The organism is Streptomyces sp. NPDC054794, assembly GCF_053611585.1.
Genome location: NZ_JBSHAQ010000001.1, coordinates 420,205 through 441,980, shown reverse-complemented (window position 1 = coordinate 441,980; position 21,776 = coordinate 420,205). Strand labels below are relative to the sequence as shown.

The window sequence follows — 21,776 nt, the reverse complement described above, 5'->3', positions numbered from 1 at the left end:
CCCGCCGCGGGGCGGGGCGGGGTTTACTTCCGCGTGGGTGTTGAACTGGGGGGGGGTGGGGGGGGTTTACCCCCCCCCCGGGGGGCCCGGGGGGGGGGGGGGGCGGGCGCCCCCCCACGCCACGTGGGCGGGCAGCCTCCGGGCTTCGAGCGGCAGATGCGGCGCGTCCAGGGACTGCCACTCGCCGCGGACGGACACCGTGCGCCCGGCTCTGGCCCGCCGGCCGGTCTCCACGGTGCCCGCCAGGAGCCGGAGCCAGGCGGCCGCGTCGTACCTGGTGTCGGGGAACAGGTCCAGCAGCGCGCCCTGCACGTCCAGGCCCTGGGGGTGGTCGGCGAGCGGTGCGGTGGCCGCCTCCAGCAGGGCGTCGGGCACGGCCTTGCCGCGGGCGGTGCCCAGCAGGCGGCCCAGAACCCGGGCGTCCTCGTCCGTGTCCAGGCCGACCGCGCGCGCCGACGCCCGCACCCGGCGGGCCAGGTCGACGGGCAGCTCGCCCGGTCAGGACGCCCACGCGGTGAGGACGCGTACGTACTCCTCGTGCGCCTCGGCGGGAATGAGTCCTCCCGTCAGCCGGCGCTGGTGCTCGCTCAACTCCTTGACGGGCAGCGCGTGGTCCCGCTCGGCCTTGCGAGCCAGGGTATAGACCATGGCGGCTGTGCGGCCGGGACAGCCGCACAGCCGGTGGGCCACCGTGTCCCAGAACCACGGCAGATGGGCCGGCGGCAGGGTGCGCGAGCGTCGCTCTCCGCCGCCGGGTCATGGGTCTTGACCCAGAGCGCGTACGTCGTGGACCGGTGGGGTTCCGCGGGCAGGAGGACGTGATGGGGCATGCGTCCGATCTTGGCACGCGCCACCGACAGCCCGTCCGGGCCTGTGGAAAACCCCAACGGGCCGGTGCAGGAGGTCTGTTAGCGTCCAGCGGTGTTCTCCCTCTGTGAACCCCCCTTCTTCACCCGGCTGCGCGACGCGCGGCGGGTGCTCGTCGCCGGCGCGGGCGGCGGTTTCGACGTCTACGCCGGTCTGCCGCTGGCGCTCGCCCTGCGGGAGGCGGGCAAGGAGGTGCATCTGGCGAACCTGTCCTTCGCCGACCTGCACGGTCTGGACCTGGAGGTGTGGGTCGAGCCGGACGTCGCGGCCGTGGGCCCGGACACCCCCCTGCGCGGCGACTACTTTCCCGAGCGCACGCTCGCCCGGTGGCTCCGGGAGCACGATCTGCCGTCCACCGTGTACGCGTTCGTCGGCACGGGTGTCGGGCCGCTCCGAGACGCCTACCGCGCGCTCCTCGCGCACCTGGGCGGTGTCGACGCCGTCGTCCTGGTGGACGGCGGGACCGACATCCTGATGCAGGGCGACGAGCACGGCCTGGGCACGCCGGAGGAGGACATGGCCAGTCTGGCCGCCGTGGCCGGGCTCGACGAGGTGCCGCAGCGGCTGGTGGCGTGCCTCGGCTTCGGAGTGGACGCGTATCACGGCGTCAGCCACGCGCTGGTCCTGGAGAACCTGGCCGCCCTGGAGCGCGAGGGCGCCTACCTGGGCGCGTTCTCGCTGCCCCGGGAGAGCCGCGAGGGTGCGCTGTATCTCGACGCGGTGGCCCATGCCCAGCGGCACACCGCGAGCCGCCCCAGCATCGTGCACGGCTCCGTCGCCGCCGCCGTGCGCGGTGACTTCGGCGACGTCCGGTTCACCGAGCGGACCAGGGACGGCGAACTGTTCGTCAATCCGCTCATGACCTTGTACTTCTGCGTGGACCTGCCCGGTCTCGCCCGTCGCCACCTCTACCTCGACCGGCTGGAGAAGACGGCCCTCCTGCGGCAGATCGGCTCGGCCATCGAGGAGTTCCGCGACACCCTCCCACGTCAGCGTCCGCCCCGGGCCTTCCCGCACTGAGGGCGAAGAACGGGACCCGTCCCTAAGCGGATGGCGGGCGGGTCCCGTTCGCCGCCTCATTGTCGTGGTCCGGACAGGTCGGCGGCATGCGTGAACGGCGGGCACGTGACGTGCGGCGCGCGCACCCCGAGCGCGACACGCGCACCTGGTGTGCGCCCCTTACGCGACCGATTCCGTCCGACGCGCGACCCCCCGGCTGACGTGCCACGATCCCCGGCGGCGATACTGGGGACGCCCACCACTGCCTTCCACATATTGGCTCATGTCGAACTCCGCCACCGACCGATCCATGACCCCCAGCACGGTGTGGCCGGCCCGCGGCCGCCACCTCGGCCCCGACACCGAGGGCGTCCTGCGCCGGCACCTGCGCCGCCTCAGAGAGAACGGGGTCCTCGAAGCCTTCACCGAACCCCCGGCACCCGAGGGAACCCCGCAGCGGGTCTTCGAGGCGCGATGGCGGGTCGCCGGTGACGTCATAGTGCGGGCCCGCCTGACGCTCGTACCCCCGCAGGACCGGGAGGACGGGCGGGAGTGGGTGCTCATGGCCGAGGCGGAACGCCCCTGGAACGAACAGTGGCCCTCCCCCGCCACCATGTTCTGGCCGGACGCCGCCGACGGCGGCGGTGTCGGCGACGACGCCGACACCGCCTGGGACCACCACCACAGCGTGCCGGGGCTGCGCTTCCGTGCGGTCAACCCGCTCCCGTCCGATGACAAGGCCATACGGCGTCTGCTGAGGAACGCCGCGCGCGAGGCCTGGTGCATCAACCTCGTCGTGCACGAGGCCATGACCCCGGACGAGCTCGGCCGGCTGCCCCTCGCCCGGCTGCTGCCACCGAGCCTGCGCCACCGCGTGGTGGAGCACCGGGCCGCGCCCCAGCAGCTCCGGGCCGTCAACTGGGCGATCCGGGAACTCGGCGTCTGGGTGCCGCGCGGCGGTGCCGTGCTCCTGCCCCCGGACCCGGCACCGCCCGGCTACGACGGCCCCGAGTACTCGGTACGCGACGTCTTCCTGGACGGATCCGAGCACACCGAGCTCGTCGACGTGGTGCGGCGTTTCGCCGCCCTGCCCAAGCCGCTGCCGCAGGGCGCCGACGAGGCGCTGACCGACCTGCGCGAGCACTGGACCCTGCTGACCCTGGAGGAGGAGCTGGCCCGCGAACGCAGGCTCGTGGCGATATACGCCGAGGCGCTCGACGCGATGACGAAGTCCCGGGACCTCTACCGGGATGCCGCCGAGCAGGCCCATCAGGCGCTATCCGCCTACCGGGACACCCCCGCCCCGGCGGAGCGTCGGCACGAGGGGGCCGGGGTACCCTCGACCTTCCCGTTCCAGCAGCTGACGCGCACGTTCGAGCGGCTGCGGGGCGGCGCCAAGGGGCTCCGCCACACGTCCGCACCGGGCACCGCCCGGGTCGGGGCCGAGCCGGGCACCGCTCGGGACGGAATCCCTCCCGACAACGCCCGGGACGGGGACGACACCGACGCGGCGGAAGAGGCCTCGTAGCCGTCCGACATCGTGGCCGTCGGCCGTCGTGCCGCCCCGAGGGCGATACGACGGCCCGGACCGGGAAGGCGTAGAGGAAGAACCGGACCGGCGCGCCCGAGGGACTGGAGGCCCCATGGACACCACCACGACCGTGCTGCTGATCGCGGGCGTGCTCGCGGCGGCCCTGCTCGCCCTGGCCGTCGTTCTGCTGGTACGGCTGGTCCGCGCCCGGCGGACCCTGCGACGCGCCGGGCTCCCCACGGGGCCGCGCTGGGTGTTCTGGGGCGCCGTCCTCTATCTGGTGCTGCCCACCGACCTGCTGCCCGACCCGGTGTACCTGGACGACATCGGCGTCCTGCTCATCGCCCTGCGCACCCTGCGCCCCGAACGAGCCGTGTCGGCGGCCCCGACCGACATCCCGACCGACCTGACGAAGTCCTGACCTCGGCTTTCGCGCCTGTCCGGCACGGCTGTCGGGCGCTCCCCGGATTCCCCGGTCCGAGCAGGTGCGTTCGATGGGGCTCCTGACGCATTCTTGCTGTGTCACCCACCCGGGCGGCGTACCGACGAGGTAGGACCGATGACTGGGAGCGGGGAGCACTCGGACCGGATACGCGGACGGCTGGCCGCGCTGCTGGTCGACGCCTCCACCCGGGCCCTCACCGCCTCCGGCGGCCGTGCGGGGGGCGTGTACCTGCGCTGCGCCACGCCCGGGATGCTGCGACTCGCGGTGCTCGTGGGGCTGCCCGGCCGGCTGTTCCGGCCGTGGTGGCGGCTGCACGTCGACCGTCCGTTCCCGGCCGCCGACGCCTTCAGGACGGGCACTCCCGTGGTCCTGCCGAACGCCATGGCGATGGTGCGCCACTATCCGCAGTTCGCGGCCGGCCTGCCCTTCCGGTTCGGGGCGAGCTATGTGCCCGTACCGGGGACGCGGGGCACCCTCGGTGTGCTCACGGTGATGCGTCCGGCGGCCCCGGAGGAGGCGGACGAGCTCCCGGAGCGGGACCGCCTCACCCAGCTCGCCGAGGATCTCGGCGAGCGTCTGCTCGACCTGGCCGACGGGGACGAGCTCGCGGTGGTCTGGGACGACGAGCCCCTGTGCGCACGGCCCCCCGCGGCGAGCCCCGTCGTCGGCCGCGTCGGCCGGTTCACCTGGGATCCGGTGACCTCCACGGTGAGGGCCGACGACCGGCTGCACGACCTGCTGGGCGTGCAGCCCGAGGAGTTCCCCGGCACGGCACAGGCGCTCGCGGACGCCGTCGCCCCCGACGACGCCCCCCACCTGCTGTCCGCGCTGAGCGACACGGCCGCCGGGAAGCCGCCGGCCGCACCTCTGCAGGTGCGGGCCCCGGACGGCACCCCGCGCCTGCTGGAACTGTGGCCCCCGCCCCACACCCCCGAGCCGCCCCTGGTCAGCGGTGTCGTCCTCGACCCCGGCCCGGCGCCCTCCGCCGACGGCGCCGCCGACCAGCTCCCGCAAGGGGTGTTCTGCGTCGACCGGCTGGGACTGATCGTCTACGCCAACCCGGCCGCGGCACGGCTGATGGGCCTGGAGCGCCGGCGGCTCCTCGGCCTGCCCGTCGACGAGGCGCTGCCGTGGCTGGGCCGGCCCCCGTACGACGACCACCTGCGCGGCGCCCTGCTGTCCCTGCGACCCGTGAAATTCCACGCCCGGCACCCGGCCGCCGACCGCGACGAGCCCGGCGAGAGCGACTGGCTGGATCTGTCGTTCCACCCGGGCCCGGACATCCTCACCTGCACCGTCGCGCCCGCGAGCCGCATGGACGTACCCCCCGAGCTGCCCGACGTCCGCCTCACGCCGACCGCCGCTCCCGAAGCCGGCCATTCCGTGTCCGCCGCTCCCTCGATGGCGCCGCTGTACCGGCCCATCGCCCTGGCCATCGCGCTCACCGACGCCGTCACCGCCCGCCAGGTGTCGGCGGTCGTCACCCAGGAGCTGCTGCCCGCGTTCGACGGCCGCCGTCTGGCCATCTACCTGCTGCAGGACCGGCACCTGTACCTGGCCTGGGAGACCGGCTTCCCGCAGGGATTCCTCGCCCCCTTCGACGGCGTAGGCCTCGACGCCCATCTGCCCGGCGTGGAGACCCTCACCACCGGCCGGTCCCTGTTCTTCGACTCCATGCGGCAGCTGGCCAGCGCCTATCCGGGCATTCCGCTGGACGCGATCGAGGGCGCCCGCGCCTTCCTGCCGCTGATCGCCTCCGGGCGGCCGGTCGGCTCCTGCATCCTCGGCTTCGACCGCAACCGGGGTTTCAGCACGGAGGAACGCACGCTCCTGACCGCGCTCGCCGGGCTGATCGCGCACGCGATGGAGAAGGCGCAGCGCTACGACTCCGAGGCCGCCCTCGCCCGCGGCCTGCAGCAGGCCCTGCTCCCCCGGCGGCTGTCCGCGCATCCCCAGGTGGAGACCGCCGGCCGCTATCTGCCCGGCACCCAGGGCATGGACGTGGGCGGGGACTGGTACGACGTCGTCGAGGCCGGGGACGGTCTGGCGCTGGTCATCGGCGACGTCCAGGGGCACGGCGTGCAGGCGGCGGCCACCATGGGCCAGCTGCGCAGCGCCGTGCGTGCCTTCGCGCTCGGCGACCACACCCCCGACGAGGTCATGAGCGGCACGAACCGGCTGCTCATCGACCTCGATCCGGGACAGTTCGCCAGCTGCTGCTACCTGCGGCTCGACCCCGCGACCGGCCGGGCCCAGGTCGCCCGCGCCGGGCATCCGCCGCCGCTGTTGAGCGCCCCGGACGGCCGAACCCGCGTCCTGGACATTCCGGGGGGCGTCGTCCTCGGGGTGGACCCGCTCGCCCACTATCCGGTGGCGCAGCTGCGGCTGGAGTCGGGGGCGATCCTCGCCCTGTACACGGACGGGCTGGTCGAGCGGCCCGGCAGCGACATCGACGAGGGGATCAGCGCGCTGCGGCTGGCCCTGGAACAGGCCCGTACGGCCGCCGGGCGGCGGGGCGCCCGTTCCCTCGCGGGCGTCGCCGACCGGCTCACCTCGACGGCCCGGCACACCGTCGACCGACCCGACGACGTGGCTCTCCTGCTCGCCACCCGGCGCACCGGGTACCCCTCCGGGCAATGAGATCACCACGCATCGGCGCGACCACCGCCGGTCACCTCCTGCGACGCCTCTCGCCTCCAAGGGCCGGGCAGTGTAGACATGGGCACATGGTCCGACTGTTGGGCCGGTCCGAGACTCGGCCGCCCCGTCGTCCCGGGGATCCGCACGCACCGCACGAGCGGCGGCAGCAGGACGGAACCGGGCCGCGCCGCACAAGGGCCGGGAGGCTGTGGTCGGCGGTGAGCGGTCGCAGCGTCGCCGGACAGGTGTTCGTGCTGCAAGTGGTCATCGTGCTCTTGCTCGTCGTGTCGGCGGTGGTGGCTCAGGTGCTGCAGGTGCGCCACGACACCAACCAGGAGGCCCGCAACCGCTCCCTCGCCGTCGCCGAGACCTTCGCCCACGCGCCGGGCACGGTGGCGGCGCTGCGCAGCCCGGATCCGACGGCCGTGCTCCAGCCGAAGGCCGAGGCGGCGCGCAAGGCGTCCGGGGTGGACTTCGTCGTCGTGATGAACACCGACGGGATCCGCTACACGCACCCCAAACCGGACCGGATCGGCAAGAAGTTCGTCGGGACCATCGCCCCCGCGCAGGCGGGGCACACCGTCGTCGAGGAGGTCAACGGGACCCTGGGCCCGCTGGTCCAGGTCGTGGTGCCGGTCAAGGACGCCCAGGGGAACGTCGTGGGACTGGTGTCGTCCGGCATCACCACCGAGCACGTGGGCGGCACCGCCCAACAGCAGTTGCCGCTCCTGCTGGCCGCCGCCGCGGCGGCTCTCGCCCTGGCCACCGCGGGCACGGCGCTGGTGAGCAGACGCCTGTTGCGGCAGACGCACGGCCTCGGCCCGCACGAGATGACACGGATGTACGAGCACCACGACGCGGTGCTGCACTCCGTGCGGGAAGGCGTGCTCATCGTCAGCGGCGAGGGCCGGCTGCTGCTCGCCAACGACGAGGCGCAGCGCCTGCTGGACCTGCCCGAGGACGCGGAGCGGCAGGATGTGCGCCGGCTCGGCCTGGACGACGACACCGCCGACCTGCTGGCCTCGGGCCGCGTCGCCACCGACGAGGTGCACCTGGTCAAGGACCGGCTGCTGGCGATCAACCAGCGGCCCACGGACCTGCGCGGCGGCCCGCCGGGCAGCGTCACCACGCTCCGCGACTCCACGGAACTGCGCGCCCTGTCCGGCCGGGCGGAGGTGGCGCGCGAACGCCTGAACATGCTCTACGACGCCGGTGTCGGCATCGGCACCAGCCTCGACGTGACCCGGACCGCCGAGGAACTGGCGCAGCTGGCCGTGCCCCGGTTCGCGGACTTCCTCACCGTGGACCTGTTCGACGCCGTGCTGCACGGGGAGGAGCCCCAGCCCGGGGACTCGCTGCGCCGCACGGCCGTCGGCGGCATCCGCCTGGACGCCCCGCTCTACCCGTTGGGCGAGCGCATCCGCTTCGTGCCGACGTCCCCGCAGTTCCGCAGTCTGCACACCGGTGTGTCCGTGGTCGAGCCGCGGCTGGGCGAGGCGCCGGGCTGGCTCGCCCAGGACCTCGACCGCACCGAACAGGTGGTCGAGTACGGGATCCACTCCCTGATCACCGTGCCGCTGCGCGCCGGCAGCCTGATCCTGGGCGTGGCCAACTTCTATCGCTCGCAGAAGCCCGAGTCGTTCGACGCCGAGGATCTGGCCCTGGCCGAGGAGCTGGTCGCCCGCGCCGCGGTGTCCATCGACAACGCCCGCCGCTACACCCGCGAGCACGGCATGGCGGTGACCCTGCAGCGCAGCCTGCTGCCGCGGAAGCTGCCCGACCAGAGCGCCCTGGAGATCGCCTACCGCTATCTGCCCGCGCAGGCCGGGGTGGGCGGCGACTGGTTCGACGTACTGCCGCTGTCCGGATCCCGGGTGGCCCTCGTCGTGGGCGACGTGGTGGGGCACGGGCTGCACGCCGCCGCCACCATGGGCCGGCTGCGCACGGCGGTGCACAACTTCTCCTCGCTGGACCTGCGGCCCGACGAGCTCCTCGGTCTCCTCGACGAGCTGGTCGGCCGCATCGACCAGGACGAGACCCCCGCCGACGGCGCCACGGCGGTCACCGGCGCGACCTGCCTGTACGCGATCTACGATCCGGTCTCACGGCGCTGTGCCGTCGCCCGGGCCGGCCATCCGCCGCCCGCCGTGGTCCGCCCCGACGGCAGCGTCGAGTTCCCCGAGGTGCCGGCGGGTCCGCCGCTGGGCCTCGGCGGGCTGCCGTACGAGACGGCCGATCTGGAGCTGAAGGAGGGCAGCCGCCTCGTCCTGTACACCGACGGGCTGATCGAGGACCGGGAGCGGGACATCGACGACGGCCTGGAACTGCTGCGCTCCGCGCTGGCGCGGGCCGCCGACTCGCCCGAGGACACCTGCCGTTCCGTCCTGGAACTGCTCCCGGCCCGGCCCAGCGACGACGTCGCCCTGCTCGTCGCCCGCACCCGCTCGCTCGGCGCCGATCGGGTCGCCGAGTGGCCGGTACCGGCCGATCCGGCGGCCGTCTCGCAGCTCCGGTCCGCGGTGAACCGGCAGCTGGCCGAGTGGGATCTGGAGGAGCTCACGTTCACCACCGAACTGATCCTCAGCGAGCTGGTCACCAACGCCATCCGCTACGGCCGCGAGCCCATCCGGGTCCGGCTGCTGCGCGACCGCAGCCTGATCTGCGAGGTGTCCGACGGCAGCACGACCTCGCCGCACCTGCGGTACGCGGCGACCACCGACGAGGGCGGACGCGGCCTGTTCCTCGTCGCGCAGCTCGCCGAACGCTGGGGCACCCGCTACACCCCGGCGGGCAAGGTCATCTGGGCGGAACAGCCGCTGTCCTGAGCCGGCGGACGGCCGGCGGAAGAAAGCTGTTGAGGATCCGTCCGGGAATCGGTGATGATCTCCGGCATGTTCTCGCGCAGGAAACGCCGCCCGAAGTCCCCCGAACTCCTCGAGGCCTGGGAGTGCCTGGACTCCGGGGACATCCCGGGCGCCCTGCGGCGGTTGCGGGCCGCCGGCGAGGACCAGCCCCTGGGCGAGGTCGCCCTCGTGGTCGGCCGGGCCGCGCGGACCGCGGGCTTCGACGACCTCCAGCAGGCCGCCGCCGCGCTGGCCGAGCGCCCCGAACACGCCCAGGCGCTCTTCGACTTCGGATACGCCTGCGTCGAACGCGGCCTGTCCTACCTGGCGGTGCCCGCCCTGCGCGAGGTGCTGCGCGGCAACCCGGGCCGCCTCGGGGTCGTACGGGAGCTGGTGTCGGCCTACGAGCGCGAGGGCCGTCACCGCGAGGCGGTCGAGGAACTGGCCCGGCACGAGGCCGACTTCACCGACTGGCCGGACCGCTACCTGCTGGTGTTCAACGCGATCATGTCGGGCGACCTCGGCCTGGCCCGGCGCCAGCACACCCTGCTGCCGGACCCCGAGGACGAGATGTGGCTGCCCACCCGGGCCCGGCAGAACCGCATGCTGGAGCGCGCGGCCGCCCTCGACGGGGCGAGCGCCCTGGACCCGACCGATCTGCGGGGCTGGCAGTACGTGCTCGGCGGGACGGTGCTCGGCACGCTCTCCCCGTACGGCTTCGACTCGGGCATGACCGGCCGGTACGCCTGGCTGCAGGACACGCCGGGACAGTGCCTGCGTGGCCTGCTGCGGCTGCGGACGCTGCTGGAGGCCGCCGAGTTGCGGCCGCGGTCGGTGTCGCTGCTCCCCGACCGGGACTCGCGGATCCTCGGCCTGGCCGCCGCCGAGCTGCTGGACCTGCCGACGGAGCCCTTCGCGCGCGGCCGCGAGGACACGCTCGTCGTCGCGTACGACCTGAACGAGGTGGCCGGCGCGGCGGACGGCCCCGAGATCCTCGGGCAGCTCTTCGAGCGCGCCCCCGGGCAGGTGCTGCACGAGCACGCGAGTTCCTGGACCGACGCTCCGGTCGTCACCGCCGACAGCGTCACCCTGCTCCACCAGTCCGTGGTGGCGCCCTGGGGCGAGCAGCTGCGCGGCGCCGCCGACGGCGGAGTCGAGCGGGCACCGGCCGACGACCGCCCCGAGCCGGAGCTCGCCGCCGAGATCACCGGGGCGGAGCCGGACACGGACGAGGGCGACGGCACCGGCCCGGACGACTCGGACGAGGCGTTCGCCGCGTTCGCCGCGACCGTGCGCGGCACCTGGCTGCGCGGCGACCGCGCCCGCCTGACCTCGTCCGGACCGGTGCCCAGCTCCCGCTTCGCCTGACGGCCGCGCGGCGCGCGACGATGTGCGGGGCTAACCGAGGGCGCGGTCCAGGTTGAAGGCGGCGCTGATGAGCGCCAGGTGGGTGAACGCCTGTGGGAAGTTGCCCTGTTGCTCGCCGGTGCGGCCGATCTCCTCGGCGTACAGGCCGAGATGGTTGGCGTAGGTGAGCATCTTCTCGAAGGCCAGCCGGGCCTCCTCCAGCCGTCCGGCGCGCACCAGCGCCTCGACGTACCAGAAGGAGCAGATGGAGAACGTGCCCTCGTCGCCGCGCAGTCCGTCGGGGCTGGCCTGCGGGTCGTACCGGTAGACGAGGGAGTCGGAGACCAGGTCCTCGGTCAGGGCGTCCAGGGTGGACAGCCACTTGGGGTCGGTCGGGGCGACGAACTTCGCCATCGGCATCATCAGCACGGAGGCGTCGAGCACCTCGCTGCCGTCGTGCTGCACGAAGGCGTGGCGCACCGGCGACCAGCCGCGCTCCATGATCCACCGGTAGATGGTGTCGCGGCACTGCCGCCAGCGGCGGTGGTCGGCCGGCAGGCCCCGCCGGGTGGCCACGCGGATGGCCCGCTCGATCGCCACCCAGCACATCAGGCGCGAGTACAGGAAGTCCTTGCGGCCGCCGCGGGTCTCCCACACGCCCTCGTCCGGCTGGTCCCAGTGGTCGACGACCCAGTCCACCAGCTGGCACACGTCGTCCCACTGGTCGCTGGAGATGGGTTCGGCCCACTTGTCGTAGAGGTAGATCGAGTCGATCAGGGCGCCGTAGATGTCGAGCTGGAGCTGGTCGGCGGCGGCGTTGCCGATCCGGACCGGGGCGGATCCCTGGTGGCCCTCCAGGTGGGGGAGCTCGCGTTCGGGCAGGTCGGTGCGGCCGTCGATGCCGTACATGATCTGCAGCGGGCCGGAGGGCGAGCCGTCGCCGGGGCTGATGTGGGTGGCCAGGAACTGCATGAAGGCCCGGGCTTCCCCGGTGAAGCCGAGCCGCAGAAGCGCGTACACGCAGAACGCGGCGTCGCGGATCCACACGTAGCGGTAGTCCCAGTTGCGTTCGCCGCCGAGTTGTTCGGGCAGGCTCGTGGTCGGCGCGGCGACGATGGCGCCGGTCGGGGCGTAGGTGAGCAGCTTCAGGGTGAGGGCGGAGCGGTGCACCATCTCCCGCCACCGGCCGACGTAGCGGGACTGGTGCAGCCAGCGGCGCCAGTAGGCGACCGTGGCCTGGAACTCGTGCTCGGCCTCGGCGTGGGCGCAGCCGCGCGGAATCAGGGCGTCGGCGGCCCGGTCGAGGGCGAACACCGCGGACTCGCCCTCGGTGAGTTTGAAGTCGGCGCGGGCGTCGGTGCCGTCGCACTCCATGGCCACGGTGGAGGTGAGCGAGAGGGAGTACTGCCGGGACTCGAACACGATCATGTCGCCCTGCGTGTTCAGCGAGTGGGGGTCGGCGCCGTAGTTGAAGCGCGGTGCCACCAGGACCCGGAAGGGGACGGTGCCGCGGACGCACAGGACGCGGCGGATCAGCCGGTGCCGGTCGGCCTCGGCGGATTCCGCGGGCCGCAGGGGGTTCCCGGCCACCGGCATGAAGTCCTGGACCTCGCCGACGCCTTCCTCGGTGAAGAACCTGGTGATCAGTACGTTCGTGTCCGGGAAGTAGAACTGCTTGGTCCGGGCCGGTACGGAGGCGGCGAGCTCGAAGCGTCCGCCGCGGTCGGCGTCCAGGATCGCCCCGAAGACGCTGGGGGCGTCGAAGGACGGGCAGCAGTACCAGTCGATGGTGCCGTTGCTTCCGACCAGGGCCACGGTGCGCAGGTCGCCGATCAGTCCGTGCTCGGCGATCGGCAGGTAGCGGGAGTGGCCGGGGGGCTCGGGGGCCTCCTGGTTCCGGGGCATCTCGGTGGTGGTCATCGCGGCAGCCTCCCGGGGCGGGCATGCGGGCTCCTTACAGCTTAGGAGCGAAGCTTTCGCCGCGGCACGGTGAAGTGATCGTCTCCGGGGCCGGCGGCCCCTCCGGATGCAGGGCGGGCTCAGGCGGGGAATGGTGAGAGTGGGCCCGGACTCGCGGCACCCGTTCCGGTGCGGGCACCTGGGCCCGAGGAGGAGGCATCATGTCGACGTCACAACCCGAAGCGTCCCGGCCGTCCGACGACCGCGCCACCCCGGACTCCCTGCTCCACTCCGCCCCCGGCATCGTCGCCCCGGAGGACCTGGTGCTCGCCGCGGGCAGGGACATCACACCGGCCAACCTGGAATGGGCCCGCCGCAAGCTGGACACCGAGGGCCCGCTCGCCGTGGAGAAACTCCTGCCGTAGGCAGCGCGGAACCCGCCCCTGAGCTGCAAGACCGCCCGGGGCGGACGGAAGATCGTGGTCTGCCGGTGCCCGCCCGGGACGGCGGGGGCGGCACCGGCACGGGGGCGCAGGCACGGCGGGGGCGGCACCGGCACGGTCGTACGGCGCTGGCGCGGTCCGGGGGCTCTTCGGTCGGCATGGGTGCTCGGTCGCTCACCGTAATCAAGTGGAACGCTCTCGCCGCCTCCGGTGCCCGTTTCCCCGTCGGCCTTACGGAGGGAGGCGTCGGCTGTCAGACTCCCGAGGGTGCCCGACTTCGATTTCGACATGCTCGTCATAGGATCCGGCCCCGGTGGACAGAAGGCCGCCATCGCCGCCGCCAAACTCGGCCGTCGCGCCGCCGTCGTCGATCGCCCCGACATGGTCGGCGGCGTCTCCATTCACACCGGCACCATCCCGTCCAAGACCCTGCGCGAGGCGGTGCTGTACCTCAGCGGTCTCACCCAGCGCGATCTGTACGGGCAGAGCTACCGCCTGAAGGAGGACATCACCGTCTCCGACCTGACCTCCCGCACCCAGCACGTGGTCGGCCGGGAGGTCGACGTCATCCGCAGCCAGCTGTCCCGCAACCACGTGGCCCTCTACGCCGGCACGGGCCGCTTCGTCGACCCGAACACCGTCGCCCTGCGCGAAGTGAGCGGCCAGGAGCGGCTGCTGACCGCACGCCACATCGTCATCGCCACCGGCACCCGCCCGGCCCGCCCGGACACCGTCGAGTTCGACGGCCGGACGATCATGGACTCGGACAACGTACTCACACTGGAGAAGGTCCCCCGGTCGATGGTGATCGTCGGCGCCGGCGTCATCGGCATGGAGTACGCCAGCATGTTCGCCGCCCTGGGCAGCAAGGTGACGGTCGTCGAGCGGCGCCCGGGCATGCTGGACCTGTGCGACGTCGAGGTCGTCGAGTCGCTCAAGTACCAACTGCGGGACCTCGCCGTCACCTTCCGCTTCGGCGAGACCGTGGCCGCCGTCGAGCGCCATCCCCGCGGCACCCTGACCATCCTGGAGAGTGGCAAGAAGATCCCCGCCGACACCGTCATGTACTCGGCGGGCCGCCAGGGCCTCACCGACGAACTCGACCTGGACAAGGCCGGGCTGACCGCGGACCCGCGCGGCCGGATCAAGGTGGACGAGCACTACCGCACCGAGGTCCCGCACATCTACGCCGTGGGCGATGTGATCGGCTTCCCGGCGCTGGCAGCGACCTCGATGGAGCAGGGCCGCGCGGCCGCGTTCCACGCCTGCGGCGAGCCGGTCGGGCAGATGCACAACCTCCAGCCGATCGGGATCTACACCATCCCGGAGATCAGCTTCGTGGGCCGGACCGAGGACCAGCTCACCGAGGACTGCGTGCCGTTCGAGGTCGGCATCGCCCGTTACCGGGAACTGGCCCGGGGACAGATCATCGGCGACTCCCACGGCATGCTCAAGCTGCTGGTCTCCCCCGAGGACCGCACGCTGCTCGGCGTGCACTGCTTCGGTACGGGCGCCACCGAGCTCATCCACATCGGCCAGTCCGTGATGGGCTGCGGCGGTACGGTCGACTACCTCGTCGACGCCGTCTTCAACTACCCGACGCTCGCCGAGTCGTACAAGGTCGCCGCCCTGGACGCCACCAACAAGCTGCGGCAGATCAACCGCCTCGACTGACCCCGTGCGGCGGCCCTCTCCCGGCCGCCCGGCTCCGCAAACGCCGCGACCGACGCGGCAGTTGCCGGTGCCCGGGCGGCCGGGGAGATTACCGGGCGGTCAATCTTGAAAGATCAATGAGTCCCGCTATCATCACACCCACACACGGTGTGACCGACTGCCGACGCAGGGCTGATCGGTGTGCGCCGATCCTTGCCTTCTCCTGACCGGTCCCTGACCCGAGGCCAACCCTCTACGGGTTCGAGGCGGGTCCCGCACCCCCCACCTCGTACGCCGTCGGGCCTGGCCGCCCGTGCGCGTGCACGATCGAAAGCAGCACAACCATGAGCAAGAACAGGGGCAGAGGGCTGCAGGCCAACGCCCTCGGTATGTTCGACACCGTGGTCATGGCCGTCGCGGGCAGCGCACCGGCGTACTCGCTGGCCGCGACCACCGCGGTGCTGGTCGGCGCGGTGGGACTGGCCAGCCCGGCGGCGCTGCTGTACTGCGCGATACCCATGCTGGGCATCGCGCTGGCGTTCAGCTATCTGGGCCGGATCGACGTGAACGCGGGCGCGAGTTACTCGTGGGTGGGGCGCACGCTGCACCCCTTCCTGGGCTTCGTCAGCGGCTGGGCGCTGGTGGTCTCCGCGACCATCTTCATGGTGGCCGGTTCGTTGCCCGCGGGTTCCATGACGCTCGCGCTCTTCGACGACGAACTCGCCGACGACACCGCCCTGTCGACGGCGGTGGGCGCGGCCTGGTTCCTCATCATGCTGGCCGTGGTCCTCGGCGGCGCCCGGCTCACCGTACGCGCGCAACTGCTGATGTCCGGCGTGGAGCTGGCGATCCTGCTGCTGTTCGCGGTGCTGGCCCTCTTCCACACGGGCGACGCCCGCGCCTTCGACTGGTCCTGGCTGGGCTTGGGGCACTTCGACGGGATGGCCGGCTTCGCCTCGGGCGCGCTCATCGCCGCCTTCTACTACTGGGGTTGGGACGTCACCAGCAACCTCAGCGAGGAGACCCGCAACAGCCGCCGGACGACCGGTCTCGCGGGACTGATCGGCGTGGGCATCGTCTTCCTGCTGTTCGAGGTGTTCACCATCGCGGTGAACGTCATCCTGTCCTCGAAGCAGATCGAGGAGAACGACGCCAACGTGATGGCCGTGCTCGGTGAGGAGGTCTGGCCCGGCTGGGGTGGCAAGCTCTTGATCGTCGCCGTGATGCTGTCCACCATCGCCACCCTGGAGACCACGCTCATCCAGGTCACGCGTTCGCTGTTCGCGATGGGCCGCGACCGTACGATGCCGTCCGCGCTGGGCCGGGTGCACCGCACCTGGAACACGCCCTGGGTCGCCATCGCCGTGGTCGGCGGGGTGGCGCTGGTGATGTTCATCGCCTCCAACGCCCTGGGCACGGTGGGCGACATCCTCTCCGACGCCATCTCGGCGATCGGCCTGCAGATCGCCGTCTACTACGGCCTCGCGGGTCTGGCGGTGGTCGTCGCCTACCGCAAGATGCTGCTGAAGTCGGCCGCCGACTTCGTCCTCGGCGGACTGTGGCCGCTGTTCGGCTCGGTGTTCATGTTCTGGATCTTCGTCGAGTCGCTGGGTGAGCTGAGCGACGCCGCGATCGCGATCGGCATCGGCGGCCTGGCGCTCGGACTGATCCCGATGCTCTGGTACTGGCGGCGGGGCAGCGACTACTACCGGCCCGCCAAGCTCGACGCCACCCGCGCCATCACGGCCGACTACGTCCCCGACGGCCACGTGGCCGAGCGGGCCCGTGCCCACGAGGGTCTCCCCACCGACTTCTGAGGGAGATCCCGATGGCGCGAGACCGCTTCACGCCCGACTTCGACCCCGACTGCGGGGACGGGCCCCTGACCTCGGCCCGCCAGGACATCGTGATCGGCCGCTGGCAGGGTCTGCGGGACCTGCTGCGGGCCACCGGTGCCGACTGGGTCTCCCGGGGGCACCGGATGCGGCTGCTGGCGCAGGCGTGCGCGACGAGTACGACCTCGGAGACCTGGCTGGCCGCCGAGCCCCGCAGCGCCGACGCGCTGGTGCTGCGGGCCGCGACGGAGACGGCCCGGGCCTTCACCCTGGCCATCGCGGCGGGCCGGGGCATACCGATCGACCGGGACCGCATCGACGCGGCGGTGCTGGCCTGTCTGCGGGCCGCCGAGGCCTGGCCGGAGGACCCCACGCCCTGGATCTCCCTGATCTCGGTCGCGCGCCTGTACCCCTCCGGCGTGCGCCGGCAGGAACTGGCGCGCTGGTGGGACGAGTTGCACCGGCGCGACCCCTACAGCGTGGAGGGCCACCTCCAGGTGCTGCACTACTACTCCTCCCGCTGGCACGGCACGCACGGCCTCATGTACGACTTCGCGCGCGACGCGGCGGGCGTGGCCCCGCCGGGCTGCGCACTGCCGGTCCTGGTGCAGTACGCCCGGGTCGAGGAGTTCCGGTACGTCCTCGACGGTGCCCAGGGGCAGCACGCGGCGGTGAGCGTGAGCCAGCACTGGAGCCACGACGGTGCCGTCAGCGACGTACGCCGCACCTGGCAGCGCTGGATCGCCGGCCGCGGCGACGCCCCGCTCGCCCCGGGCGAGCTGCGGGACCTCAACCACCTCACCCACGCGGCCTGCCAGGCGGGCGCCACGGACATCGCCGCGGCGCTGCTGCGGCTGCAGGGCCGCCGGGCGACACGGACCCCGTGGTCGTACACCGGCGATCCGGAGAAGCAGATCACGAAGTGGCGCAAGGACCTGCGGCTGCGCGAGTGAGCGTCCTTACCTTCGACGACCATCATGACCACAGCGGCGTAGTCGGCCGACCGAGAGGCGACCACGACAGGACACGAGCCGGGAACGATCGACACCCTCCGACCGTCTACACTTCAGTGGACCGTCTACATGCATGTAGTCGAACGGAGGGCGCACCGCCATGACCCGCAAGCGGCTCGCGGAACTCGCGGGCAGCGTCGGCCTCGGCGCCTGGACGGCGTTCGGGGTGCTGGCCATGATCGTGGCCGGCGCCCAGGGCTCGGCGGGATTCGTGGACGACGGCCCGCTGAGCTGGTCCCTCGGCCACCGCCCGGAGGTCGCCGTGGCCCTGGCCCGCGGGATCACCGCCACCGGGACGGGCGTCGTCCCGTACGCGCTGGTGCTGCTGGCCGCGCTCCTCGCGGGGCGCACCCGGGCCCAGCGGCTGGTCGCCGTGCTGTGCGGCGTGGCCTGCCTGGCCGCCGGACAGGCCGTGCGGTACGGCGTGATGACGCTGATCGCCCGGCCCCGCCCGCCGGAGTCCCACTGGCGGACGCACGCCTCCGGCTGGGCGTATCCCTCCGGCCACACCACCACGTCGGCCATCACCGCCGGGCTGGTGATCCTCGCGATATGTCTGCGCGCCCCGCGCGGCAAGGCGGGCCTGTGCTGGACCGTCGGCTGCTGGGGGGCGCTGGTCGGGCTGACCCGTGTCTATCTGGGCGTGCACTGGTTCACCGACGTGATCGGCGGCTGGCTGTTCGCCGTCGGCTGGCTCGGCGCCTGGCTGTGCGCGGCGGCCTGGTGGATGCCGAGCCGGTTCGTCCCCTCGGCCACGGGAACACCCGATCCCGACGCGCCGGTCGAGGGGAGCGCGTCCCGGGAGCCCGGTCGGTCGCGTCCCGGGTGACGGACCGGACGTTGCGCGCGTCGCCTCACGGTGCCGCGTGCGGTCCGTCCGGGCGGTTGCGGCGCTGCTCGACCATCTCGCAGCTGAGGTCCTCGACCTCCGCCTGGGGCAGTCGTTCGAAGCCGGCGTCGGTGATGACCGAGATCAGCGGGAAGATCCGGCGGTTGATGTCGGGGCCGCCGGTGGCCGAGTCGTCGTCGGCGGCGTCGTACAGCGCCTGGAGCGCGGCCAGTGCGGCCTCGCGCCGGGACATCCCGGGCCGGTACAGCTTCTTCAGCGCGCCGCGGGCGTACGGGGAACCGGAGCCCTCGGCGTGGAAGTCCGCCTTCTCGTACAGACCGCCGGCGACGTCGAAGCCGAAGATGCGGCCCCGCTCGCCGTCGGCCTCGCGGGCGCGGGTGTCGTAGCCGACGAGCAACGGGACCACGGCCAGGCCCTGCATGGCCTGGCCGAGGTTCTGCCGGATCAGCGCGGCGAGGCGGGTCGCCTTGGCGTCGAGGGTCATGGGAATGCCCTCGATCTTCTCGAAGTGCGTCAGCTCGACCTGGTAGAGCTTGACCATGTCCAGGGCGAGACCGACGGTGCCGGCGAAGGCCACCGCGGTGTGGTCGTCGGCGGGGTACACCTTCTCCAGATCGCGCTGGGCGATGAGGTTGCCCATGGTGGCCCGGCGGTCGCCGGCGATCAGTACGCCGTCGCGGTGGGCGAGGGCGAGGACCGTGGTGCCGTGCGGGAAGCGGTCGGGGGCGGCACGGGTCCCGTCCGGCAACGGGCTTGCGGTGGGCAGCAGTCGCGGCCGGTGCGCGGCCAGGAACTCGGTGAAGGACGAGGTCCCCGGTGTGAAGAACTCCTCCCCCAGTCGGCCGTCGCCGTCGGTTCCCGCCATGGCACTCCCCCTGGTACGTCGTCGGCCGGACAAGCAACTCCTACCTGGCGCGGGCGGCCGGGAAACGCGGCCCGGTCATAGCGCCTTGCGGCGGACCAGCACCCCGAGCACCACCAGGCCCGGCACCAGCGGCAGCCACACGGTCAGCAGGCGGTAGCCGAGCACGGCGGAGGCGGCCGCCGCGGCGGGCGCTCCGGCGGCGGTGAACGCGAGGACGAGCGCCGCGTCGAGGGAGCCGATGCCACCCGGGGTGGGCAGCAGGGCCGCGGCGCTGCTGGCGGCAAGGTACAGGAGCGCCACCCGGGCCGGGGACAGGGGCAGTTCGACCGCCTGGGCGACGGTGATCAGCACCAGGGAGTGCAGCACGGTGAAGGCCGCCGAACCGCCCCACAGCGCCGCCGCGCGCGGCGGACTCGCGTGCACGGCACGGATGTCGGCCAGCACGGTCGCGAGGGCCCGTCGGCACCGCGGCCACAGCCGGCTCCTGACCAGGACGACCACGAGGACGGCCGGCACGAGGACGGCGACCGGCGCGCCGGCGGACAGGTTCGGGATCCGCAGCAGCCCGGGGCAGGCCGGTGCGAGCACCGCGATCAGCACCCCGCGGACGACGCCCCCGGCGGTGGCCTTGACCGCGAGCGCGCTGGCCGAGCGGGCGGCCGGCAGCCCGCAGCGCATCAGGAACCGCAGGTTCACCGCTCCCGCGCCGAGCCCCGCGGGCAGGACGTGGTTGGCGGCGCCGGCCGCGAACTGCGCGGCGACCAGCCGCCCGCCGGGCAGCCGCCGGACGACCGCGCCCTGCTGGGCCACCGCCGAGGCCGCCCAGGTCCCGACCGCCGCCGCGGCGCCCGCCAGCAGCCAGCCCTGGTCGGCGACGGCCAGCCGGACGGCCCCGGTGTGCAGCGCCGGCCAGTGCCGCCGGGCCAGATAGGCCAGGCACACGAGGACGACGAGGCAGACGCCCGCGTGCCAGTAGGCCCGCCTGCGGCCGAGGGCGGCCGCGAGGCCGGGCGGGGTCGTCATGAGCGCGCCAATGGAAGGCAGTCGAGGGAGACGTTCGCGCCGCCGGTCATCATCCACCCTCCTCCACTACAGCCCGTAGGGTCCGCCACCCTACAGCTTGTAGTACCGAGCGCCGGAGTCGGCGAGCGATCCAGGGCCGGAAAAACATGCACAAAATAGCCTGAATTGGATGCTTGCACAGCGCAGGCACACCCATGCGGTCGGCGGCCCTACGCGCTGTAAGGTTGGGCCATGGCTGGCACAGAGTCCCGCGGCAGGGCGGAGCGGCGCAGCGCCGGGGAGTTGGAGAGCGAAGTGCTGGCCACACTCTGGGCGACCGAACACCCGCTGACACCGGCCGAGATCCAGACGGAGATCGCCGGCGGGCTCGCGTACAACACGGTGCACACCATCCTCAAGCGGCTGTACGACAAAGGGCTCGTCCTGCGTGACGCCGCCGGGCGGCGCGGCGCCTACCGGCCCGCGAAGAACGCGGCCGAGCTGACCGCCGCGGCGATGCACGAAGCCCTGGACCGCGGCCCGGACCCGATCGCCGCCCTGCAGCAGTTCGTGTCCGGCCTGAGCCCCGACGAGGAGCGGGCCCTGCGCGACCTGCTCGGCAGAGGCCGTCCATGAGGTTCGACGTCTACAGCCCACTGCTGCTGTCGCTGCTGCTGCCCGCCGTCAGCCCGTTGATCGGCAGGCGGGTGGCCCCGGCCCTCGCCGCCCGCGTCCTGACCTGTGCCGCCGCCCTGACCGCGGCGGCCACCACCTGGTCGCTCGTGCTGCTGACCACCGCGCTGGTCGGGGAGGCCCCGCCGGTGGTGGCGGAGGCCCGGCAGGACGGCCGGCAACCAGTCGATCCGGTGCCCGAGTTCATCGGGATCGCGGCCTGTCTGGCGCTCGTGGTCGTCGCCTGCCGCGTGCACCGGGCCGTGCGTGCCGAACGCGCCACACGGCGCGCGCTGCGCAGGCTGGCCGAGGGGCAGCCGGCGGACACCGAGCTGATCGTCGCCGCGTCCGACGTGGCCCGGGCGTTCGCCATCCCCGGCCGGCCGGGCCGGATCCTGGTCACCTCCGCCATGCTGGGCGCGCTGCGACCGGCGGAACGCCGCATCCTGCTCGCCCATGAACGCGCCCATCTGGCGCACCGGCACGGCCTGCTGGTGACCGCGGCCGCCCTCGCCGCCGCGGCCAACCCGCTGCTCGTACCGGTCCGCCGCACGGTCGCCTTCCTCGTCGAGCGCTGGGCGGACGAGCAGGCCGCGACCGCCGTGGGCGACCGCGCGGCCACCGCCCGCACCCTGGCCCGGGCCGCCCTCACCGCCGGCCGGGCCCGGACCGCGTGCGCGCTGAACTTCACGGACCGCGCCGTCACCCGCCGGATCGCGGCCCTGCAGACGGCCCCGCCCCCGCGTCTGTGGTCCGCCGCCGCGGCCGTCCTCGCCCTCGGCGCGCTGGCGGCCCTGAGCGCCGCGGACGCGACGGACGACCTGGTCGGACTGCTGACCGGCCTGCTGTCCTGACCGGGCGTGCCCTCCTGA

The 21,776-nt window shown here is 73.3% G+C and carries 18 protein-coding genes; 13 read left to right on the top strand and 5 right to left on the bottom strand.

Annotation, left to right across the window (positions count from 1 at the left end; all coding sequences use genetic code 11):
• Positions 1 to 66: 66 nt before the first annotated feature.
• Together ACWGKT_RS01930 and ACWGKT_RS01925 are read right to left on the bottom strand one after the other, a co-directional pair.
• Entirely contained in the window at positions 67 to 465 is a 399-nt protein-coding gene (locus ACWGKT_RS01930) for a hypothetical protein (protein WP_453272049.1), read from the bottom strand.
• 33 nt (positions 466 to 498) lie between these two features.
• Positions 499 to 648, bottom strand: a complete 150-nt coding sequence (locus ACWGKT_RS01925) for a hypothetical protein (RefSeq protein ID WP_453272048.1) — start codon at positions 646 to 648, stop codon at positions 499 to 501.
• 273 nt (positions 649 to 921) lie between these two features.
• Between ACWGKT_RS01925 and ACWGKT_RS01920 the strand changes: the two genes are divergently transcribed.
• From ACWGKT_RS01920 to ACWGKT_RS01895, 6 genes are all read left to right on the top strand, one after another.
• Positions 922 to 1,887 carry a DUF1152 domain-containing protein gene (locus ACWGKT_RS01920; protein ID WP_453272047.1) on the top strand — a complete coding sequence of 322 codons (966 nt, stop codon included), beginning with the start codon at positions 922 to 924 and terminating at the stop codon, positions 1,885 to 1,887.
• A 289-nt stretch (positions 1,888 to 2,176) separates the two neighbouring features.
• Entirely contained in the window at positions 2,177 to 3,394 is a 1,218-nt protein-coding gene (locus ACWGKT_RS01915; RefSeq protein ID WP_453272046.1) for a hypothetical protein, read from the top strand.
• Positions 3,395 to 3,509: 115 nt separating this feature from the next.
• Positions 3,510 to 3,818, top strand: coding sequence for a DUF1232 domain-containing protein (locus tag ACWGKT_RS01910; RefSeq protein ID WP_453272045.1), 309 nt, complete (start codon positions 3,510 to 3,512; stop codon positions 3,816 to 3,818).
• A 138-nt stretch (positions 3,819 to 3,956) separates the two neighbouring features.
• Positions 3,957 to 6,482 carry a SpoIIE family protein phosphatase gene (locus ACWGKT_RS01905; protein ID WP_453272044.1) on the top strand — a complete coding sequence of 842 codons (2,526 nt, stop codon included), beginning with the start codon at positions 3,957 to 3,959 and terminating at the stop codon, positions 6,480 to 6,482.
• 86 nt (positions 6,483 to 6,568) lie between these two features.
• Positions 6,569 to 9,307: a SpoIIE family protein phosphatase gene (locus ACWGKT_RS01900; protein ID WP_453272043.1), complete on the top strand. Its 2,739-nt coding sequence runs from the start codon at positions 6,569 to 6,571 to the stop codon at positions 9,305 to 9,307.
• A 66-nt stretch (positions 9,308 to 9,373) separates the two neighbouring features.
• Complete coding sequence (locus ACWGKT_RS01895) at positions 9,374 to 10,693, top strand: hypothetical protein (RefSeq protein ID WP_453272042.1); 1,320 nt, start codon at positions 9,374 to 9,376, stop codon at positions 10,691 to 10,693.
• A gap of 30 nt (positions 10,694 to 10,723) precedes the next feature.
• Here the strand turns inward: ACWGKT_RS01895 and ACWGKT_RS01890 are convergent, their stop codons facing one another.
• On the bottom strand, positions 10,724 to 12,592 hold the full coding sequence (locus ACWGKT_RS01890) for a glycoside hydrolase family 15 protein (protein WP_453272041.1): 1,869 nt from the start codon (positions 12,590 to 12,592) through the stop codon (positions 10,724 to 10,726).
• A 200-nt stretch (positions 12,593 to 12,792) separates the two neighbouring features.
• On the opposite strand from ACWGKT_RS01890, the gene ACWGKT_RS01885 reads away from it, so the two are divergent.
• The 5 genes from ACWGKT_RS01885 (at position 12,793) to ACWGKT_RS01865 (ending at position 18,344) form a co-directional block, all read left to right on the top strand.
• Positions 12,793 to 12,996, top strand: coding sequence for a hypothetical protein (locus ACWGKT_RS01885; RefSeq protein WP_453272040.1), 204 nt, complete (start codon positions 12,793 to 12,795; stop codon positions 12,994 to 12,996).
• Between the two features lie 306 nt (positions 12,997 to 13,302).
• Positions 13,303 to 14,688 (top strand): Si-specific NAD(P)(+) transhydrogenase, encoded by a 1,386-nt coding sequence (gene sthA / locus ACWGKT_RS01880; protein WP_453272097.1) that lies wholly within the window; start codon positions 13,303 to 13,305, stop codon positions 14,686 to 14,688.
• Between the two features lie 323 nt (positions 14,689 to 15,011).
• Positions 15,012 to 16,484, top strand: a complete 1,473-nt coding sequence (locus ACWGKT_RS01875) for an APC family permease (protein ID WP_453272039.1) — start codon at positions 15,012 to 15,014, stop codon at positions 16,482 to 16,484.
• 11 nt (positions 16,485 to 16,495) lie between these two features.
• Entirely contained in the window at positions 16,496 to 17,455 is a 960-nt protein-coding gene (locus tag ACWGKT_RS01870; RefSeq protein WP_453272038.1) for a hypothetical protein, read from the top strand.
• Positions 17,456 to 17,615: 160 nt separating this feature from the next.
• A complete protein-coding gene (locus ACWGKT_RS01865; protein WP_453272037.1) occupies positions 17,616 to 18,344 on the top strand; it encodes a phosphatase PAP2 family protein in 729 nt (242 codons plus the stop codon).
• 25 nt (positions 18,345 to 18,369) lie between these two features.
• On the opposite strand, the gene prcB is transcribed toward ACWGKT_RS01865, so the two are convergent.
• Together prcB and ACWGKT_RS01855 are read right to left on the bottom strand one after the other, a co-directional pair.
• Entirely contained in the window at positions 18,370 to 19,230 is an 861-nt protein-coding gene (gene prcB, locus ACWGKT_RS01860) for a proteasome subunit beta (RefSeq protein WP_453272036.1), read from the bottom strand.
• A 75-nt stretch (positions 19,231 to 19,305) separates the two neighbouring features.
• A complete protein-coding gene (locus tag ACWGKT_RS01855) occupies positions 19,306 to 20,253 on the bottom strand; it encodes a lysylphosphatidylglycerol synthase transmembrane domain-containing protein (RefSeq protein WP_453272035.1) in 948 nt (315 codons plus the stop codon).
• A gap of 231 nt (positions 20,254 to 20,484) precedes the next feature.
• Here ACWGKT_RS01855 and ACWGKT_RS01850 point away from each other — a divergent pair, with 231 nt between their 5' ends.
• Both ACWGKT_RS01850 and ACWGKT_RS01845 read left to right on the top strand, forming a co-directional pair.
• Entirely contained in the window at positions 20,485 to 20,868 is a 384-nt protein-coding gene (locus ACWGKT_RS01850) for a BlaI/MecI/CopY family transcriptional regulator (protein WP_453272034.1), read from the top strand.
• Positions 20,865 to 21,758 (top strand): M48 family metalloprotease, encoded by an 894-nt coding sequence (locus ACWGKT_RS01845; protein WP_453272033.1) that lies wholly within the window; start codon positions 20,865 to 20,867, stop codon positions 21,756 to 21,758. Before ACWGKT_RS01850 ends, ACWGKT_RS01845 begins: the two co-directional genes overlap by 4 nt.
• Positions 21,759 to 21,776 lie beyond the last annotated feature (18 nt).

Bases quoted from the DNA above. Each gene is read 5' to 3' on its own strand.
- ACWGKT_RS01855 (WP_453272035.1), bottom strand. From the start codon at position 20,253: ATGACGACCCCGCCCGGCCTCGCGGCCGCCCTCGGCCGCAGGCGGGCC.
- ACWGKT_RS01875 (WP_453272039.1), top strand. From the start codon at position 15,012: ATGAGCAAGAACAGGGGCAGAGGGCTGCAGGCCAACGCCCTCGGTATG.
- ACWGKT_RS01885 (WP_453272040.1), top strand. From the start codon at position 12,793: ATGTCGACGTCACAACCCGAAGCGTCCCGGCCGTCCGACGACCGCGCC.
- ACWGKT_RS01895 (WP_453272042.1), top strand. From the start codon at position 9,374: ATGTTCTCGCGCAGGAAACGCCGCCCGAAGTCCCCCGAACTCCTCGAG.
- ACWGKT_RS01870 (WP_453272038.1), top strand. From the start codon at position 16,496: ATGGCGCGAGACCGCTTCACGCCCGACTTCGACCCCGACTGCGGGGAC.
- ACWGKT_RS01865 (WP_453272037.1), top strand. From the start codon at position 17,616: ATGACCCGCAAGCGGCTCGCGGAACTCGCGGGCAGCGTCGGCCTCGGC.
- ACWGKT_RS01845 (WP_453272033.1), top strand. From the start codon at position 20,865: ATGAGGTTCGACGTCTACAGCCCACTGCTGCTGTCGCTGCTGCTGCCC.
- prcB (WP_453272036.1), bottom strand. From the start codon at position 19,230: ATGGCGGGAACCGACGGCGACGGCCGACTGGGGGAGGAGTTCTTCACA.
- ACWGKT_RS01905 (WP_453272044.1), top strand. From the start codon at position 3,957: ATGACTGGGAGCGGGGAGCACTCGGACCGGATACGCGGACGGCTGGCC.
- ACWGKT_RS01850 (WP_453272034.1), top strand. From the start codon at position 20,485: ATGGCTGGCACAGAGTCCCGCGGCAGGGCGGAGCGGCGCAGCGCCGGG.
- sthA (WP_453272097.1), top strand. From the start codon at position 13,303: ATGCTCGTCATAGGATCCGGCCCCGGTGGACAGAAGGCCGCCATCGCC.
- ACWGKT_RS01910 (WP_453272045.1), top strand. From the start codon at position 3,510: ATGGACACCACCACGACCGTGCTGCTGATCGCGGGCGTGCTCGCGGCG.
- ACWGKT_RS01900 (WP_453272043.1), top strand. From the start codon at position 6,569: ATGGTCCGACTGTTGGGCCGGTCCGAGACTCGGCCGCCCCGTCGTCCC.
- ACWGKT_RS01925 (WP_453272048.1), bottom strand. From the start codon at position 648: ATGGTCTATACCCTGGCTCGCAAGGCCGAGCGGGACCACGCGCTGCCC.
- ACWGKT_RS01915 (WP_453272046.1), top strand. From the start codon at position 2,177: ATGACCCCCAGCACGGTGTGGCCGGCCCGCGGCCGCCACCTCGGCCCC.
- ACWGKT_RS01890 (WP_453272041.1), bottom strand. From the start codon at position 12,592: ATGACCACCACCGAGATGCCCCGGAACCAGGAGGCCCCCGAGCCCCCC.